Raw genomic sequence first — 14,006 nt, forward strand, 5'->3', positions numbered from 1 at the left:
CCTCGCGGCGGGACATCGGCCGGGCCGGCGGCGCGTCCGGCGGGGCCGCGGGCTGCGTGCCCGGCTGCCCCGGCAGGTGCAGCCCGGCGGCCGGGGTGAACAGGTCCTCGGCGCCGTCCGGGCGCTGGTACGGCGGGTACCGGTCGGGGCGCTCAGCCACGGGCGACCACCAGTGCCTGCCGCGCGATCTCGCGCTCCTCGTCGGTCGGCACGACGAGCACCGGCACTTCCGCGCCGTCCGGGCTCACCGCCCGCGCCCAGCGGCCGCCCGCCCGGTTGCGCGCCTCGTCGACGACGACGCCGAGCCGCTCGAGCCCGGCGAGGGAGCGCTCGCGGACGACCGCGGAGTTCTCCCCGACGCCCGCGGTGAACACGACGGCGTCGACGCGGCCGAGGGCCGCGGTGTAGGCGCCGACGTACGTGCGGATCCGGTAGCAGTAGACGTCGAGCGCGAGCACGGCGTCCGGGTCGCCGGCCGCGGCGCGCTCGGTGACCTCGCGGACGTCGGAGACGCCCGCGAGCCCGAGCAGCCCGCTGCGCTTGTTGAGCGCGTCGTCGACGTCCTGGGTCGACAGCCCGGCCACCCGGTGCAGGTGGGCGACGAGCGCCGGGTCGACGTCGCCGCTGCGGGTGCCCATGACGAGGCCGGCGAGCGGGGTCAGCCCCATCGACGTGTCGATGCTGCGCCCGTTCTCGACCGCGCACGCGCTCGCGCCGTTGCCCAGGTGGAGGACGACGAGGTTGGTCTCCTCCGGCGCCCTCCCGAGCAGCCGGGCGGCCTCCCGGCTCACGTACGCGTACGACGTCCCGTGGAAGCCGTACTTGCGGACGTCGTGCTCGGTGCGCCACTCGGCCGGGACGGCGTACGTCGCGGCCCGGGGCGGGATCGTCGCGTGGAAGGCGGTGTCGAAGACCGCGACGTGCGGCAGGTCCGGGAGCAGGTCGCGGGCGACCCGGATGCCCGTCGCGTTCGCCGGGTTGTGCAGCGGCGCGAGGACGGCGAGGTCGTCGATCGCCTTGAGCACGTCGTCGTCGACGAGCACCGGGTCGCGGAACCGGTCGCCGCCGTGGACGACGCGGTGCCCGACGGCGGCGAGACCGGCGTCGGCGAGGTCCGGGCCGTGGTCGGCGAACGCGTCGCGGACGGCGGCGAGCGCGGCCGCGTGGTCGGGGAACGGGCCGTCGACCTCGTGGACGTCGTCCGGCCCGTCGTGGGCGGGCGGACGGCGGTGCTCGAGCCGGCCACCGGTCTCGCCGATCCGCTCGACGAGGCCGCGGGCCAGGACGGTGCCCGACCCGGGCTCGACGAGCCGGTACTTCAGGGACGACGAGCCGGTGTTGACGACGAGGACCCGCCCGCCGCCGTCCCCGGTGCCGGGGTGCGCGCTCACCCGGCCACCTCGGCGGCGACCTCGGCGGCGGCCCGCGCGGCGACCCCGGCGGCCCACGGCTCGGCGCCGGCCGGGCCGGTGTCGTCGGGCGCGCTCGGGGCGCCGCCCGACGTGCCGGCGGCCTCGGCCAGGCTCGTCGCCTGGACCGCGGTGATCGCGATCGTCGTGACGATGTCCGGCACGGTGGCCCCGCGGGACAGGTCGTTGACCGGCTTCCTGAGGCCCTGGAGCACCGGGCCGACGGCGAGCGCGCCCGCGCTGCGCTGGACGGCCTTGTACGTGTTGTTGCCGGTGTTGAGGTCCGGGAAGACGAAGACGGTCGCGCGGCCGGCGACGGTCGAGTCGGGGAGCTTGGTCCGGGCGACGCCCGCGTCGATCGCGGCGTCGTACTGGATCGGGCCCTCGACCTGCAGGTGCGGGGCGCGCTCGCGGACCAGCCGGGTCGCCTCGCGGACCTTGTCGACGTCCTTGCCCGCGCCCGACGTCCCCGTCGAGTACGAGAGCATCGCGACCCGCGGCTCCACGCCGAACGAGGCCGCCGTGGTCGCCGAGCTGATGGCGATGTCCGCGAGCTGTTCGGCGGTCGGGTCCGGGTTCACGGCGCAGTCGCCGTACACGAGCACCCGGTCGGCGAGGCACATGAAGAAGACGCTCGACACGACGCTCACGCCGGGGACCGTGCGGATGACCTCGAACGCCGGGCGGATCGTCTGCGCCGTCGTGTGCGCGGCGCCGGACACCATGCCGTCCGCCATGCCGAGCTCGACGAGCAGGGTGCCGGCGTACGAGACGTCGGCGACGACGTCCCACGCGCCCTCGAACGTGACCCCGCGGTGCGCCCGCTGCCGCGCGTACTCGGTCGCGAGCGTCGTCCGCAGCGAGTCCTCGGCGGGGTCGAGGACCTGGGCCCGGGAGACGTCGACGGCGGCCCGTGCGGCGGCCCGGGCGACCTCGGCCGGGTCCCCGAGGAGGACGACGTCGGCGATGCCGCGGGCCAGCACGGCCGCCGCGGCGGCGAGCACCCGCGGCTCGGTGCCCTCGGGCAGGACGATCCGGCGGCGGCTCGCCCGGGCCCGCTCCACGAGGTCGTGCTCGAACATGAGCGGCGTCACCGCGTCGCTGCGGACGAGGTCGAGGCGGTCGAGCAGGGCCGGCCCGTCGACGTGCGCGGCGAACAGGTCGAGCGCCGTCGCGATCTTGCGCGCCGAGCCGTCGGTGAGCGAGCCGCGGGTGCCGGCGGCCACGGTGGCGGCCTCGAAGGTGTTGAGCGGCGTCACGGCGACCGGAAGCCGGGACCCGATGCCGTCGAGCAGCCGCTGCACGGGCGGCTCGGGCCGCGTCCCGCCGGAGAGGATCACCCCGGACAGTCGCGGGAACGTCTGCGACCGGTGCGCCATGAGGACGCCGACCAGGACGTCGCTGCGGTCGCCGGGGACGATGACGAGACCGTCCTCGCGCAGGTACTCGAGCACCCGGGGGAGGGTCATCGCGGCGACGACGAACGAGCGCGCCTCGACGTCGAGCCGCTCCGGTGCCCCGAGGACCAGGTCGCCGCCGACGGCGTCGACGACCCGCTTGACGGTCGGCGCCGAGAGCAGCGGCTCCTCGGGCAGCACGTGGACGGCGAGCTCGGTGCCGGGCGTGACGGCCGCCGCGGCGCCGTCCGTGCCGGCGCCGTGGGCGAGGCCGCGGACGGCGGCGAGCGACTCCTGGACGTCCTTCAGCTCGTCGGGGTCGACCCGGTTCGCGACGACGCCGAGCAGCCGGCAGGCGTGCGCGGCGAGCGAGCCGCACGCGACGTCCGCTGCGGCGGCGACGTCGGCCGGCGTCCGGCCGCGGGCGTTGACGACGAGCAGGACGGGGGCACCGAGGTTGACCGCGAGGTGGCCGTTGAAGGCGAGCTCGGTCGGGGCACCGACGTCGGTGTAGTCGGTGCCGACGACGAGGACGGCGTCGTGCTCGCGCTCGACGGCGCGGAAGCGGTCGACGATCCGGGCGGTCGCCTCGGCCGGGTCGGTGTGCACGTCGTCGTACGTGACCCCGCACGCTGCGGCGGCCGCTGCGTCGTCCGGGACGACCGCGGGGAACCGCTGCCGGACGAGCGCGACGACCGGGTCCGGACCGTCGGCGCGGACCACCGGCCGGAACAGGCCGACCCGTCCGACGCGACGGACCATCGCCTCGACGACGCCGAGGGCGACGGCGGACTTCCCGCTCTCCGGACCCGCGGCGGCGACGTACAGGGACCTGGCCACGGTCGCCAGGCTAACCGGAGTCGTGCGCCGGGGTCTTCCACGGACGTCCCGGGTGCTCCCGTCCTCTGGTGGGTAAGGCACGCCAAGACCTGGTTCTGGTGCGCGTGTCCCGCCAGAGGACGGGCGGGGACGGCGGTCAGTGCAGGTTCGTCAGCGTCTCGCGGGCGCGGCGCTCGACCTCGGCGAGCTCGGTGAGGGTGGTCTCGATGTCCTGGCGGCGCTGCTCGAGCTCGGCGCGGCGGGCGGCGATCTGCTCGAGGAAGTACCGCAGCTGGCCCTCCTCGCCGGGCTCCTCGTCGTACATGTCGACGATCCGGCGGATCTGGCCGAGGTCGAAGCCGAGGCGCTTGCCGCGCAGGACGAGCGCCAGCCGGACCCGGTCGCGGACGTGGAAGACCCGGGCGGTGCCCCGGCGCTCGGGCGTGACGAGGCCCTGGTCCTCGTAGAAGCGGATGGTGCGGTGGGTCACCCCGAACTCGTCCGCGAGCTCACCGATCGTCCAGGTCGTGGACGTCGTCGCCGTGTCGATCTCCATCGCGCCCCCAGGATGCCTTGCGGACCGGCTCGTGACCATCTTACCTTTACGTTAACGTCAAGGAGAAGGTCGGAGATCGTCCGGCCGACGGTCACGCCGACGACGTCGTCGGCCGACGCGAGGGTGGGCCATGTTCGAGCTGTCCGAGGAGCACGAGGACTTCCGCCGCGTCGTCCGGGAGTTCGCGGCCGAACGGGTCGCGCCGCACGTCGCGCAGTGGGACGAGGAGCACCGCTTCCCCGTCGAGCTCGTCCCCGAGATGGGCGACCTGGGGCTCTTCGGCCTCGTCGCCCCCGAGGAGTACGGCGGCGCGGGCGGCGACTTCACGAGCCTGTGCGTCGCGATCGAGGAGCTCGGCCGGGTCGACCAGTCCGTCGGCATCACGCTCTCGGCCGGTGTCGGGCTCGGGATCAACCCGATCCTCACGTTCGGCAGCACCGAGCAGAAGGAGCGCTGGCTGCCCGACCTCGTCGCCGGCCGGGCACTCGCGGCGTTCGGGCTCACCGAGCCGGAGGCGGGCTCGGACGCCGGCGCGACCCGGACCAGGGCGCGCCTGGACGGCGACGCGTGGGTCGTCGACGGCGCCAAGGCGTTCATCACGAACTCGGGCACGAGCATCACGAGCGTCGTCACCGTCACCGCCCGCACCGGCGAGCGGCCCGACGGCCGCCCCGAGATCAGCGCGGTCATGGTGCCGAGCGGCACCCCCGGCTTCACCGTCGAGCCCGCCTATCGCAAGCTCGGCTGGCACGCCTCGGACACCCACGGCCTGTCCTTCGACGGCGTCCGGGTGCCGGCGGGCAACCTGCTCGGCGAGCGCGGCCGCGGCTTCCACCAGTTCCTCGCGATCCTCGACGACGGCCGGATCGCGATCTCCGCGCTCGCCGTGGGCCTGGCCCAGGCGTGCCTGGAGGCCTGCACCGAGCAGGCCCGGACCCGGGTCGCCTTCGGCCGCCCGATCGGGGCCAACCAGGGCGTGTCGTTCGCCGTCGCCGACCTCGCCGTCGCGGTCGAGGCCGCCCGGCTCCTCACGTACAAGGCCGCCTGGCTCAAGGACGAGCACACGGCCGGACGGCGCTCGCTCGCCGAGGTGAAGCAGGCCGCGGCGATCGCCAAGCTGCACTCCTCGACCGCCGCCGTCGACGCGACCCGGGTCGCCACCCAGGTCTTCGGCGGGAGCGGCTTCATCGAGGAGTACCCCGTCGCGCGGTTCTACCGGGACGCGAAGATCCTCGAGATCGGCGAGGGCACGAGCGAGGTGCAGCGGCTCGTCATCGCCCGCGGCCTGGGACTTCCGGTTGACTGACACCGTGCAGGAGCAGATCGGCGCCGCGGCGCACGACCACTACGCCGAGGTCGCGGCCGCCCGGGCGGCGACGCTCGCACCGTCCGACGCCGGGGCCGCCAAGCTCGCCGGCCAGGCGAAGCTGCCGGTCCGGGAGCGGATCGCGCTGCTCGTGGACGACGGCACGTTCGTCGAGGACGGCCAGCTCGCCAACGCCCTGGCGGGGGCGCCGTCCGGCTGGGCGGTCGGGGCCGGGCTGCCGGCGGACGGCGTCGTCACCGGCCGCGGGCTCGTCGACGGCCGGCCGGCGATCGTCATCGCGAACGACCCGACGGTCAAGGCCGGGTCGTGGGGGGCGCGCACGGTCGAGAAGATCGTCCGCGCGACCGAGCACGCGCTGCGCGAGGAGCTGCCCGTCTTCTGGCTCGTCGACTCGGCGGGTGCCCGGATCACCGACCAGGTCGAGCTGTTCCCGGGGCGGCGCGGTGCGGGCCGGATCTTCCACAACCAGGTGGCGCTGTCCGGCAAGGTGCCGCAGATCTGCTGCCTCTTCGGGCCGTCCGCCGCGGGTGGTGCCTACATCCCGGCGTTCTGCGACATCGTCGTCATGGTCGAGGGCAACGCGTCGATGTACCTCGGCAGCCCGCGGATGGCCGAGATGGTCGTCGGCGAGACGGTGTCGCTGGAGGAGATGGGCGGTGCGCGGATGCACTGCACCGTCTCGGGCTGCGGTGACAACCTCGCCGTCGACGACGCCGACGCGATCGAGCAGGCCCGGCTGTTCTTCTCGTACCTGCCGACGTGCTGGCGCGAGGTGCCGCCGGAGTACCCGGCCGAGGCGCCGGTCGCCGTCCTGACCCGGGAGTCGGTGCCCGAGAAGGAGTCCGTGCCCTTCGACGTCCACACCGTGGTCGACGCGCTCGTCGACGAGGACTCGTTCTTCGAGGTCAAGCCGCTGTTCGCCGCCGAGCTCGTCGTCGGGTTCGGCCGCCTCGACGGGCGCCCGGTCGGGATCGTCGCGAACAACAGTGCCGTCCGGGGCGGCGTGCTCTTCGGCGACTCCGCCGACAAGGCCGCGCGGTTCATCTGGCTGTGCGACGCGTTCAACGTGCCGCTGCTGTACCTGTCCGACGTGCCGGGCTTCATGATCGGCAGCGCGGTCGAGCGCGCGGGCATCATCCGGCACGGCGCGAAGATGATCACGGCCGTCTCCGAGGCGACCGTGCCGCAGGTCTGCGTCATCCTCCGCAAGGCGTACGGCGCGGGGCTCTACGCGATGGCCGGCCCCGGCTTCGGCCCCGACGCGACCCTCGCGCTGCCGACCGCCCGGATCGCCGTCATGGGCCCGGAGGCCGCGACGAACGCGGTGTACGCCAACAAGATCGCCGCCATCGAGGACGCCGCCGAGCGGGACGCCTTCGTCGCCGCGCGCCGGGCCGAGTACGAGGAGGACGTCGACCTCATGCGCCTCGCGAACGACCTCGTCGTCGACGCCGTCATCGAGCCCGCCGAGCTGCGCCGCGAGGTCGTGCTGCGCCTGGCGTACGCCGTCGGCCGGGACCGCCGCTTCAGCGAGCGCCGCCACGGGGTGCCGCCGGTATGAGCGGGCCGGACGGCGCCGCGCCGCCCGTTCACGCCGCCGCGGTCCCGGCGATCGGGGTCGCGGCCCAGGGGCACCCGACGCACGACGAGCTCGTCGCGGCCGTCGCGGCGATCCTCACGGCGGGCCGCCGGACGGGTGCCGCCGGCGCGCCCGGGCCGGCGCCCGTCGGGTGGCGGCACAGGCGGCTCGCCGCACTGGGGTTGTCGCCCCGGCGTGCCGTCCTGCCAGCGGGCTGATCGCGGCCTCGGCCTTCCGCCGACGATCCCTTCTGCCGCATGATCGACCTGCGTCGTCCGCAGGGAGGTCGGGTGTCGAAGCCGCAGGCGCGTCGCCGGTCCGGGGCCGCGAAAGCCGCCGCCAAGCGCATCAGGGCGGGACAGGACGCCGCGGCGCGGAGCCAGCAGGAGGTGCAAGACGCCGCTCGGGCCAGGTACCGCGCCGCAGTGGCGGCGGGGCGGTCCGTCACCGGTGCCGGGCCGGCCAGGGTCACGACTGCTGACGCTTGGAGCAAGGCGTACGGCTGTGACGGGGACCGGTGGTGCGCGGCGTGCAAGAAGGTCCTGTACCGCAACGCGTTGCGCGCCGAGGAGGTGGTCGCCTCGGTGTGGGCCAAGGACGGCGCGGAGCGCCCGAAGCTCGAGAAGCGGAGCTACCCGTGTCCGGTGGCGCCGTGGAACCGGGCCCGGCATCTGACCTCGCGGCGGACCTGGGGGGTCGCGGGCGGACGCGCTTCCTCGTAGCCTGCGCCGGTGACGACTGATGATCTCGAGGTCCACGTCGACGTCGCGGCCCCGCGGGAGGCCGTGTGGGCGCTGCTCGGCGACCCGACCCGGATGGGCGAGCTGTCACCGGAGTGCCGCCGCGTGACCTGGGTCGGCGACGTCCGGGCGCCGGCGGTCGGGGCGCGGTTCCGCGGCGTCAACCGGCGCGGGGTGAGCGTCTGGGCGACGCTGTCGCGGCTCGTCGAGTACGTGCCGGGGGAGCGGATCGCCTGGGAGTCGCGGTTCGCCGGGCTGCCGGTGTCGCGCTGGACCTACGCACTCGCGGACAGTCCGGACGGCGGCACCCGGGTCGTCGAGCAGTGGCATGACGAGCGGCACTGGTTCGTCCGGCTCGTGTCGCCCGTGGCCCGGTTCACCCTCGACGCCCGCGAGCACAACCGGCGCGGCATGGAGATCACCCTGCAGCGCGTGCGCGACCTCGCGGAGGCCACCACACGCTGACAGTGCGGCACCACGCGCCCGCGGAGACTGTTTAGGTCACATCCAAGGGTCGTAATTGACGGGCGACTGCCGGTCCGGGTGCGCGAGCTCCCGCCGGACTCGCACGTCGCGCTCGCCCACCCGGACGCGAACTCCGGGCGGCGGATCCTGCGGCGCGGGTACTCGTTCGTCGACGGCTCCGACGGCCTGGGCCGGCTCGACGCCGGGCTGTTCTTCGTCGCCTTCTGCCGGGACCCGCGCACCCAGTACGTCCCGCTCCAGGCGAAGCTCTCCCGCACCGACGCGATGGCGGAGTACCTCGTCCACACCGGATCGGGACTTTGGACCATTCCGCCGGGCGTCCGGGCGGGGGAGTACTGGGGCCAGGCCCTCCTGGAGGGCTGACCGGTTCCGCGGGGCGGATCACGACTTGACCCGTGCCGTCGGGTTTAGGTAAGGCTTACCTTCGTGACCATCGCCTCCGTCGTCCCGACGTCCTCGCCCCGCCGTGCCGGTGCCGCCACCGCCGTCGCCCTCCTCGCCGTCATCGCGCTCGCCGGGTGCTCGAGCAAGCCCGTCGACGTGACGGTCGCCGTGACCGGCACCGACACCGCCTGCACGCCGGCCTCGGCGACCTCGACGGCCGGCGTCATCCAGTTCGACTTCACGAACAACGGCACCCAGGAGAGCGAGCTGTACCTGCTCGACGCCAAGGGCGGCACGGTCGGCGAGCGCGAGGACGTCGGCCCCGGGACGACGGCCAAGCTCGTCGTCGAGGTCGAGGCCGGCAGCTACACGCTGCAGTGCAAGCCGGGCCAGAAGGGCGACGGCGTCAAGACGCCGTTCACCGTCACCGGCTGAGACCGGCCGGCGAGCGGCCGGGCGCCGGGCTCAGGCCCGGCGCCACAGGTCGTGCCACGCGACGCCGAGCTCGCCGAGGAGCTCGCGCAGCAGCGGCAGGCTGACGCCGACGATCGTGTGGTAGTCGCCCTCGATGCCGCTGACGTAGGCGCCGCCGAGGCTGTCGACGGTGAACGCACCGGCGACCTGGAGCGGCTCGCCGGTCGCGACGTAGGCGTCGATCTCGGCGTCCGACAGGTTCGCGAAGTGCACCGTCGCGGACGCGACCGCGCCGAGCGTGCCACCCGGCCGCACGGGCTTGCCCTTGGCGTCGGTCGCGCCGGCCGGGACGTCGTCCCGCACGTCGACGAGCCAGTGCCCGGTGTGCAGCACCCCGGACCGGCCGCGCATCCGCCGCCAGCGCGCGGTCGCCTCCTGCGCCGTCCCCGGCTTGCCGTGCACCTCGCCGTCGAGCTCGAGCACCGAGTCGCAGCCGAGCACGATCGCCCCGTCGGGGAGGTCGTCGAGCGCGGCGACGGCCTCGGCCTTCGCCTTCGCGAGGACGAGTGCGACGTCCTGCGCGTCGGTCACGCCGTAGTGCGCCACGACGGCGTCCTCGTCGACGTCGGAGACGACGACGTGCACGTCGACGCCCGCGCGCTCGAGCGTCGTCCGGCGGGCCGGGGAGGCCGAGCCGAGAACGACGACGGGCCCCGTCGCGTCCGGTCGGGCGGTGCTCATGCGAGGGCCTTCCTGAGGACGTCGAGGGGGACGGAGCCGAGGTCGAGGGCGCGGCGGTGCCAGGCGGCGAGGTCGAAGTCCGCGCCGTCGCGGCGGCGGGCGTCCTCGCGCAGGGCGAGCCAGACCCGTTCGCCGAGCTTGTAGGACGGGGCCTGGCCGGGCCAGGTGAGGTAGCGCTCGGTCTCGAAGCGGGTCGAGGCCCCGCCCATCCGGGTGTGGGCGGTCATGAACGCGAGCACCTTGGCGGCGTCCCAGGTGCCGCCGCCGACCTCGGCGGGTGCGGGCAGCCGGCAGTGCACGCCGATGTCGACGACGACCCGGGCGGCGCGCAGGGCGTGCGCGTCGAGCATGCCCATGAGGTCGCCGGGCTCGTCGAGGTAGCCGAGCTCCTCCATGAGCCGTTCGGCGTACAGCGCCCAGCCCTCGCCGTGGCCGGAGACCCAGACGCCGTAGCGGCGGTACCGGTTGAGCCGCGCGGCGTTCCAGGCGGTCTGGCCGATCTGGAGGTGATGGCCGGGGACGCCCTCGTGGTAGACGGTCGAGGTCTCGCGCCACGTGGAGAAGCTCGTGACGCCCTCGGGCACGGACCACCACATCTGCCCGGGCCGGGAGAAGTCCTCCGACGGTGAGGTGTAGTAGATGACGCCGGACGACGAGGGCGCGAGCCGGCAGCGCAGGGTGCGGATCGGCTCGGGGATGTCGAAGTGGGTGCCGCCGAGCTCGGCGACGGCGGCGTCGGAGGCGGCCTGCATCCAGTCCCGGAAGGCCTCGGCGCCCTCGATCCGCCGTGCCGGGTCCGCGTCGAGGACGGCGATCCCGGCGGCGACGGCGGCGGCGACGGGCTCCGGGTCGTCGCCGGTCGGCGCGTCGGGGTCGAGCGCGCGGCCGACCCGGGCCATCCGGGCCTCGATCCGGGCGAGCTCCTCCAGACCCCACGCGTAGGTCTCGTCGAGGTCGACGCGGTCGCCGACGAAGTACTGCGAGTGCAGCGCGTACGCGTCGCGGCCGCACGCGTCGTCCGTCGTCGCGGCGGGCAGCAGGTCGGTGCGCATCCAGGCGGCCAGGTCGGCGTACGCCGCGGTGGCGCGGTCTGCGAGGGCGCGGGCGGTGCCGCGCGGGTCGGCGGCCGCGGCGGCCGGGGTGCCGGTGAGGTCGAGGCCGTCGACGAAGGTCGTGAAGAAGCCGGCGGCCGGGTCGCCGTCGCCGGCGAACTCGACGGCCTGCTCGGTCGCCGTCCGGACGCCGGTCAGCGTCGGCACCCAGCCGCTGGCGCGGGCGGCGAGCAGGCTCTCGCGGTAGCCGGCGAGCGCGGCCGGCAGCGCCTCGAGGCGGTCGAGGACGGCGGTCACCTCGTCCGGGGTGCTCGCGCCCTGGACGTCGAACACCTCGCGCAGGCCCTGGACCGGGGTGTCGATGTTGCCGACGAGGGCGCCGTCCAGCCCGGCCTCGTGCCGCGCGAGCGCCAGGCCGAGCCGCTCGCGCAGCACGGCCACCGTCACCTCGTCGACGGCGTCCGTGACCGGCAGCGCGTCGAGCGAGGCCAGGGTGCGCCGGCGGTGCGCCGCCCTGGCCTCCAGGCCCGCCGGGGAGTAGTCGGTCATCCCGGACTCGTGGCCCTGGAGACCGTCGGCGGTCGCGGAGACCGGGTCGAGCCGGCACATCTGCTCGAGGTGGGCGTCGGCCGCCTCGTCGACGGCGGTGCGGGGGCGGGCTTCGGCCGTGCGTGCTGTCACGCCCCCGACCGTAGCCGAGGCGCCCGCTCAGACCTCGTGACCCGCTCAGACCTCGTGACGCTGCCCGTGGGCCGCCTCCCGCATGACGTCGAGAAGTGCCTCCTGCTCCTTCGTGACCCCGCGCCCGGCGGCCACGGTGATGCCGCGGGCGCCGGCGATGAGCGGGATGTCCGGCTCGCCGTCCGTCGACACCCGGGCCATCGCCCAGCGGCTGAACACCCGCTCAGGGACGGTCTCCGCGGTGAGCACGACGACGTCGTCGTGTCGCGCGTCCTTCTCGATCCGGCCGAGCAACCCGCGGACGGCGGTCTCGTCGCCCTCGAGCACCTGGACGAACACGTCCTCGGTGAGCAGCAGCGCACCGGTGATCCCGAGCTTCTTGTTCGTCGACCGGGCGGTCGTGAAGATCTCCCCGAACACCCGCCGCCGGTCCTGCTCCGGCACGAGGTTGTGGCTGCGGTACAGAAGACGGAACACCGGGCCGTCGGGCCCGTCGGTCGCCGGACTCGTCATGCGGACTCCCTTGTCGCACCGTGCGCCTGTCGACAGATCGCCGGGGACCATCCTGTGCACATCGGGGGCGATGTCCGGATCTCACTGTGAGACACCCCACGACGGTGGTCACGCGCGTTTCCGGATGTCGTTGCCGGGTACCGGACCGGTACGGACGCGAACCAGTCGCGAACGGATCGAGCCACGAAGGAGACGCATCGCATGTCCGACGTCATCGAGACCGTCGAGGTCGCCGTCCCGGTACGCACCGCCTACAACCAGTGGACCCAGTTCGAGGAGTTCCCGCGGTTCATGGAGGGCGTCGAGACGATCACCCAGGTCAGTGACACGCTGACGCACTGGAAGATCAAGATCGGTGGCGTGGAGCGCGAGTTCGACGCCGAGATCACCGAGCAGCACCCGGACGAGCGCGTCGCCTGGCACAGCGTCGGCGGCACCGACCACGCCGGCGTCGTGACGTTCCACCGCCTCGCGGACGACCTGACCCGCGTGACGCTCCAGCTCGACACGACGCCCGAGGGCCTCGTCGAGAACCTGGGCGACAAGCTCGGCCTCGTGAAGCACCGGGCCAAGGGCGACATGAAGCGGTTCAAGGAGTACATCGAGTCCCGCGGCGTCGAGACCGGTGCCTACCGCGACGACGTGCAGAAGAGCTCGCCGACGGACTGACCCGCGCGCGGCAGGCGCTCGACACGGGTGCGCCGCCGGAGCAGGTGAAGAGCGGACGAGGCCCCGAGGGCTCCGGCTCCCGGGGCCTCGTGCTGTCCCGGTGGGCGCGCGTTCCCAGCCGCCGTGGAGGAACGCCGTCCCCATGCTTTGCTCTGCCCTCAGAAGTGAGGGTGGCCTGGGAAGGGGCGTTGCCGGGCACCTGAGCGTCGCGCCACAGCTTCGGCGTTGCTCGCCGAAACGCCGGTCCGACCGCGGGGAGTCGCGGAGCAAAGACGAAGCTGTGGCGCGGCTCGTCGGCCGGCACCCTCACACCTGAGGGCAGAGCAAGGCGTTCGCCTGTGCCACCCTCACTTCTGAGGGCAGAGCAATGCGTGCGCAGGCAGTGCTCCCAGGAGGGAGCGGAGCTACAGGCCCAGCCGGTCCGGGCGCGTGTAGACGTTGAACGAGCCGCCGCGGGAGAAGCCGACAAGGGTCATCCCGGCCTCCTCGGCGAGCTCGACGGCCAGGGACGACGGGGCGGACACCGCGGCGAGCACCGGGCAGCCGGCGGTCCAGGCCTTCTGGACGAGCTCGAACGAGGCCCGGCCGCTCACCTGGAGCACGTGCCCGGCGAGCGGTACCCGGCCGGCCTCGAGCGACGCCCCGACGACCTTGTCGACGGCGTTGTGCCGCCCGACGTCCTCCCGCACGGTGACGATGTCGCCGGCCGGGGTGAACAGGCCCGCGGCGTGCAGGCCGCCGGTCGTGGCGAAGACCCGTTGGGCGGTGCGGAGCCGGTCGGGCAGGCCGGCGAGGACCTCGGGAGAGATGCGGACGTCGTCCGTCGAGACGTCGAACGCCGACCGGGCGCGCACCGCCTCGATGGTCTCGGTGCCGCAGATCCCGCATGCGCTGCTCACGTGCCGGTGCCGGGCGGCCTCCGGGGCCGCGACGCCCGGCGCGAGGACGACCTCGACGACGTTGTACGTCGGCTCGCCGTCGGCGTCGCGGGAGGCGTCGGGGCAGTGCCGGGCGCCGAGGACGTCGGCGGGGGAGCGGACGACGCCCTCCGCGACGAGGAAGCCCAGGGCGAGCTCGAGGTCGTGCCCGGGGGTCCGCATCGTCACCGTGAACGGGGCCGGCTCGCCCGTCGTCCCGAGCCGGATCTCCAGGGGCTCCTCGACCGCGAGCGTGTCGGGTCGGGCCGGGCGGGCGTGGACGCCGTCGGCGTCGAGGACGACGCGGACGACGCGACGGCGG

General features: G+C 74.5%; 13 protein-coding genes and 1 pseudogene. 7 read left to right on the top strand and 7 right to left on the bottom strand.

The window, feature by feature from the left end; genetic code table 11:
• Window positions 1-152 precede the first annotated feature (152 nt).
• The 3 genes from EDJALFJO_RS05205 to EDJALFJO_RS05215 all read right to left on the bottom strand — a co-directional run bounded on the left by EDJALFJO_RS05205 (window position 153) and on the right by EDJALFJO_RS05215 (window position 4,181).
• The gene (locus EDJALFJO_RS05205) at window positions 153-1,391 is read right to left on the bottom strand and encodes an acetate/propionate family kinase (RefSeq protein ID WP_088282928.1); all 1,239 of its coding nucleotides are present in this window, start codon (window positions 1,389-1,391) and stop codon (window positions 153-155) included.
• Window positions 1,388-3,646, bottom strand: a complete 2,259-nt coding sequence (pta, locus tag EDJALFJO_RS05210) for a phosphate acetyltransferase (protein WP_088282904.1) — start codon at window positions 3,644-3,646, stop codon at window positions 1,388-1,390. The genes EDJALFJO_RS05205 and pta overlap by 4 nt, the downstream gene beginning before the upstream one ends.
• A 136-nt stretch (window positions 3,647-3,782) precedes the next feature.
• Window positions 3,783-4,181, bottom strand: coding sequence for a MerR family DNA-binding transcriptional regulator (locus EDJALFJO_RS05215; RefSeq protein ID WP_088282906.1), 399 nt, complete (start codon window positions 4,179-4,181; stop codon window positions 3,783-3,785).
• Window positions 4,182-4,311: 130 nt separating this feature from the next.
• Here EDJALFJO_RS05215 and EDJALFJO_RS05220 point away from each other — a divergent pair, with 130 nt between their 5' ends.
• From EDJALFJO_RS05220 to EDJALFJO_RS05250, 6 genes and pseudogenes are all read left to right on the top strand, one after another.
• The gene (locus tag EDJALFJO_RS05220; protein ID WP_088282908.1) at window positions 4,312-5,487 is read left to right on the top strand and encodes an acyl-CoA dehydrogenase family protein; all 1,176 of its coding nucleotides are present in this window, start codon (window positions 4,312-4,314) and stop codon (window positions 5,485-5,487) included.
• Window positions 5,480-7,069 (top strand): acyl-CoA carboxylase subunit beta, encoded by a 1,590-nt coding sequence (locus EDJALFJO_RS05225; protein WP_198950024.1) that lies wholly within the window; start codon window positions 5,480-5,482, stop codon window positions 7,067-7,069. The genes EDJALFJO_RS05220 and EDJALFJO_RS05225 overlap by 8 nt, the downstream gene beginning before the upstream one ends.
• The gene (locus tag EDJALFJO_RS05230; protein WP_088282912.1) at window positions 7,066-7,305 is read left to right on the top strand and encodes a hypothetical protein; all 240 of its coding nucleotides are present in this window, start codon (window positions 7,066-7,068) and stop codon (window positions 7,303-7,305) included. Before EDJALFJO_RS05225 ends, EDJALFJO_RS05230 begins: the two co-directional genes overlap by 4 nt.
• 513 nt (window positions 7,306-7,818) lie before the next feature.
• Window positions 7,819-8,292: an SRPBCC family protein gene (locus EDJALFJO_RS05240; protein WP_088282916.1), complete on the top strand. Its 474-nt coding sequence runs from the start codon at window positions 7,819-7,821 to the stop codon at window positions 8,290-8,292.
• An 87-nt stretch (window positions 8,293-8,379) separates the two neighbouring features.
• A pseudogene (locus tag EDJALFJO_RS05245) lies at window positions 8,380-8,676 on the top strand (deferrochelatase/peroxidase EfeB); the annotation flags it as partial.
• A gap of 63 nt (window positions 8,677-8,739) precedes the next feature.
• On the top strand, window positions 8,740-9,132 hold the full coding sequence (locus tag EDJALFJO_RS05250; protein ID WP_088282920.1) for a cupredoxin domain-containing protein: 393 nt from the start codon (window positions 8,740-8,742) through the stop codon (window positions 9,130-9,132).
• 30 nt (window positions 9,133-9,162) lie between these two features.
• Here the strand turns inward: EDJALFJO_RS05250 and EDJALFJO_RS05255 are convergent, their stop codons facing one another.
• Genes EDJALFJO_RS05255 through EDJALFJO_RS05265 form a run of 3 tightly spaced genes read right to left on the bottom strand, consistent with a single transcriptional unit; the run spans window position 9,163 to window position 12,098 of the window.
• Window positions 9,163-9,852 carry a Maf family nucleotide pyrophosphatase gene (locus tag EDJALFJO_RS05255; protein WP_088282922.1) on the bottom strand — a complete coding sequence of 230 codons (690 nt, stop codon included), beginning with the start codon at window positions 9,850-9,852 and terminating at the stop codon, window positions 9,163-9,165.
• Window positions 9,849-11,585: a DUF885 domain-containing protein gene (locus tag EDJALFJO_RS05260; protein ID WP_233149690.1), complete on the bottom strand. Its 1,737-nt coding sequence runs from the start codon at window positions 11,583-11,585 to the stop codon at window positions 9,849-9,851. The genes EDJALFJO_RS05255 and EDJALFJO_RS05260 overlap by 4 nt, the downstream gene beginning before the upstream one ends.
• Window positions 11,586-11,630: 45 nt before the next feature.
• On the bottom strand, window positions 11,631-12,098 hold the full coding sequence (locus EDJALFJO_RS05265) for a BLUF domain-containing protein (protein WP_158220291.1): 468 nt from the start codon (window positions 12,096-12,098) through the stop codon (window positions 11,631-11,633).
• A gap of 201 nt (window positions 12,099-12,299) precedes the next feature.
• Between EDJALFJO_RS05265 and EDJALFJO_RS05270 the strand changes: the two genes are divergently transcribed.
• Window positions 12,300-12,767 carry an SRPBCC family protein gene (locus EDJALFJO_RS05270; RefSeq protein ID WP_088282926.1) on the top strand — a complete coding sequence of 156 codons (468 nt, stop codon included), beginning with the start codon at window positions 12,300-12,302 and terminating at the stop codon, window positions 12,765-12,767.
• A 404-nt stretch (window positions 12,768-13,171) separates the two neighbouring features.
• Here the strand turns inward: EDJALFJO_RS05270 and fdhD are convergent.
• Window positions 13,172-14,006: formate dehydrogenase accessory sulfurtransferase FdhD (gene fdhD / locus EDJALFJO_RS05275; RefSeq protein ID WP_198950025.1), on the bottom strand; the 835-nt coding region annotated here is incomplete at its 5' end.

Source organism: Kineosporia sp. A_224 (genome assembly GCF_002198655.1).
In the GTDB taxonomy this organism is placed as follows: Bacteria; Actinomycetota; Actinomycetes; order Actinomycetales; family Kineosporiaceae; genus R-H-3.

Excerpts from the sequence above, each read along its gene's own strand:
- EDJALFJO_RS05215 (WP_088282906.1), bottom strand. The coding sequence starts at position 4,181 with ATGGAGATCGACACGGCGACGACGTCCACGACCTGGACGATCGGTGAG.
- EDJALFJO_RS05220 (WP_088282908.1), top strand. The coding sequence starts at position 4,312 with ATGTTCGAGCTGTCCGAGGAGCACGAGGACTTCCGCCGCGTCGTCCGG.
- EDJALFJO_RS05230 (WP_088282912.1), top strand. The coding sequence starts at position 7,066 with ATGAGCGGGCCGGACGGCGCCGCGCCGCCCGTTCACGCCGCCGCGGTC.
- EDJALFJO_RS05255 (WP_088282922.1), bottom strand. The coding sequence starts at position 9,852 with ATGAGCACCGCCCGACCGGACGCGACGGGGCCCGTCGTCGTTCTCGGC.
- EDJALFJO_RS05265 (WP_158220291.1), bottom strand. The coding sequence starts at position 12,098 with ATGACGAGTCCGGCGACCGACGGGCCCGACGGCCCGGTGTTCCGTCTT.
- EDJALFJO_RS05270 (WP_088282926.1), top strand. The coding sequence starts at position 12,300 with ATGTCCGACGTCATCGAGACCGTCGAGGTCGCCGTCCCGGTACGCACC.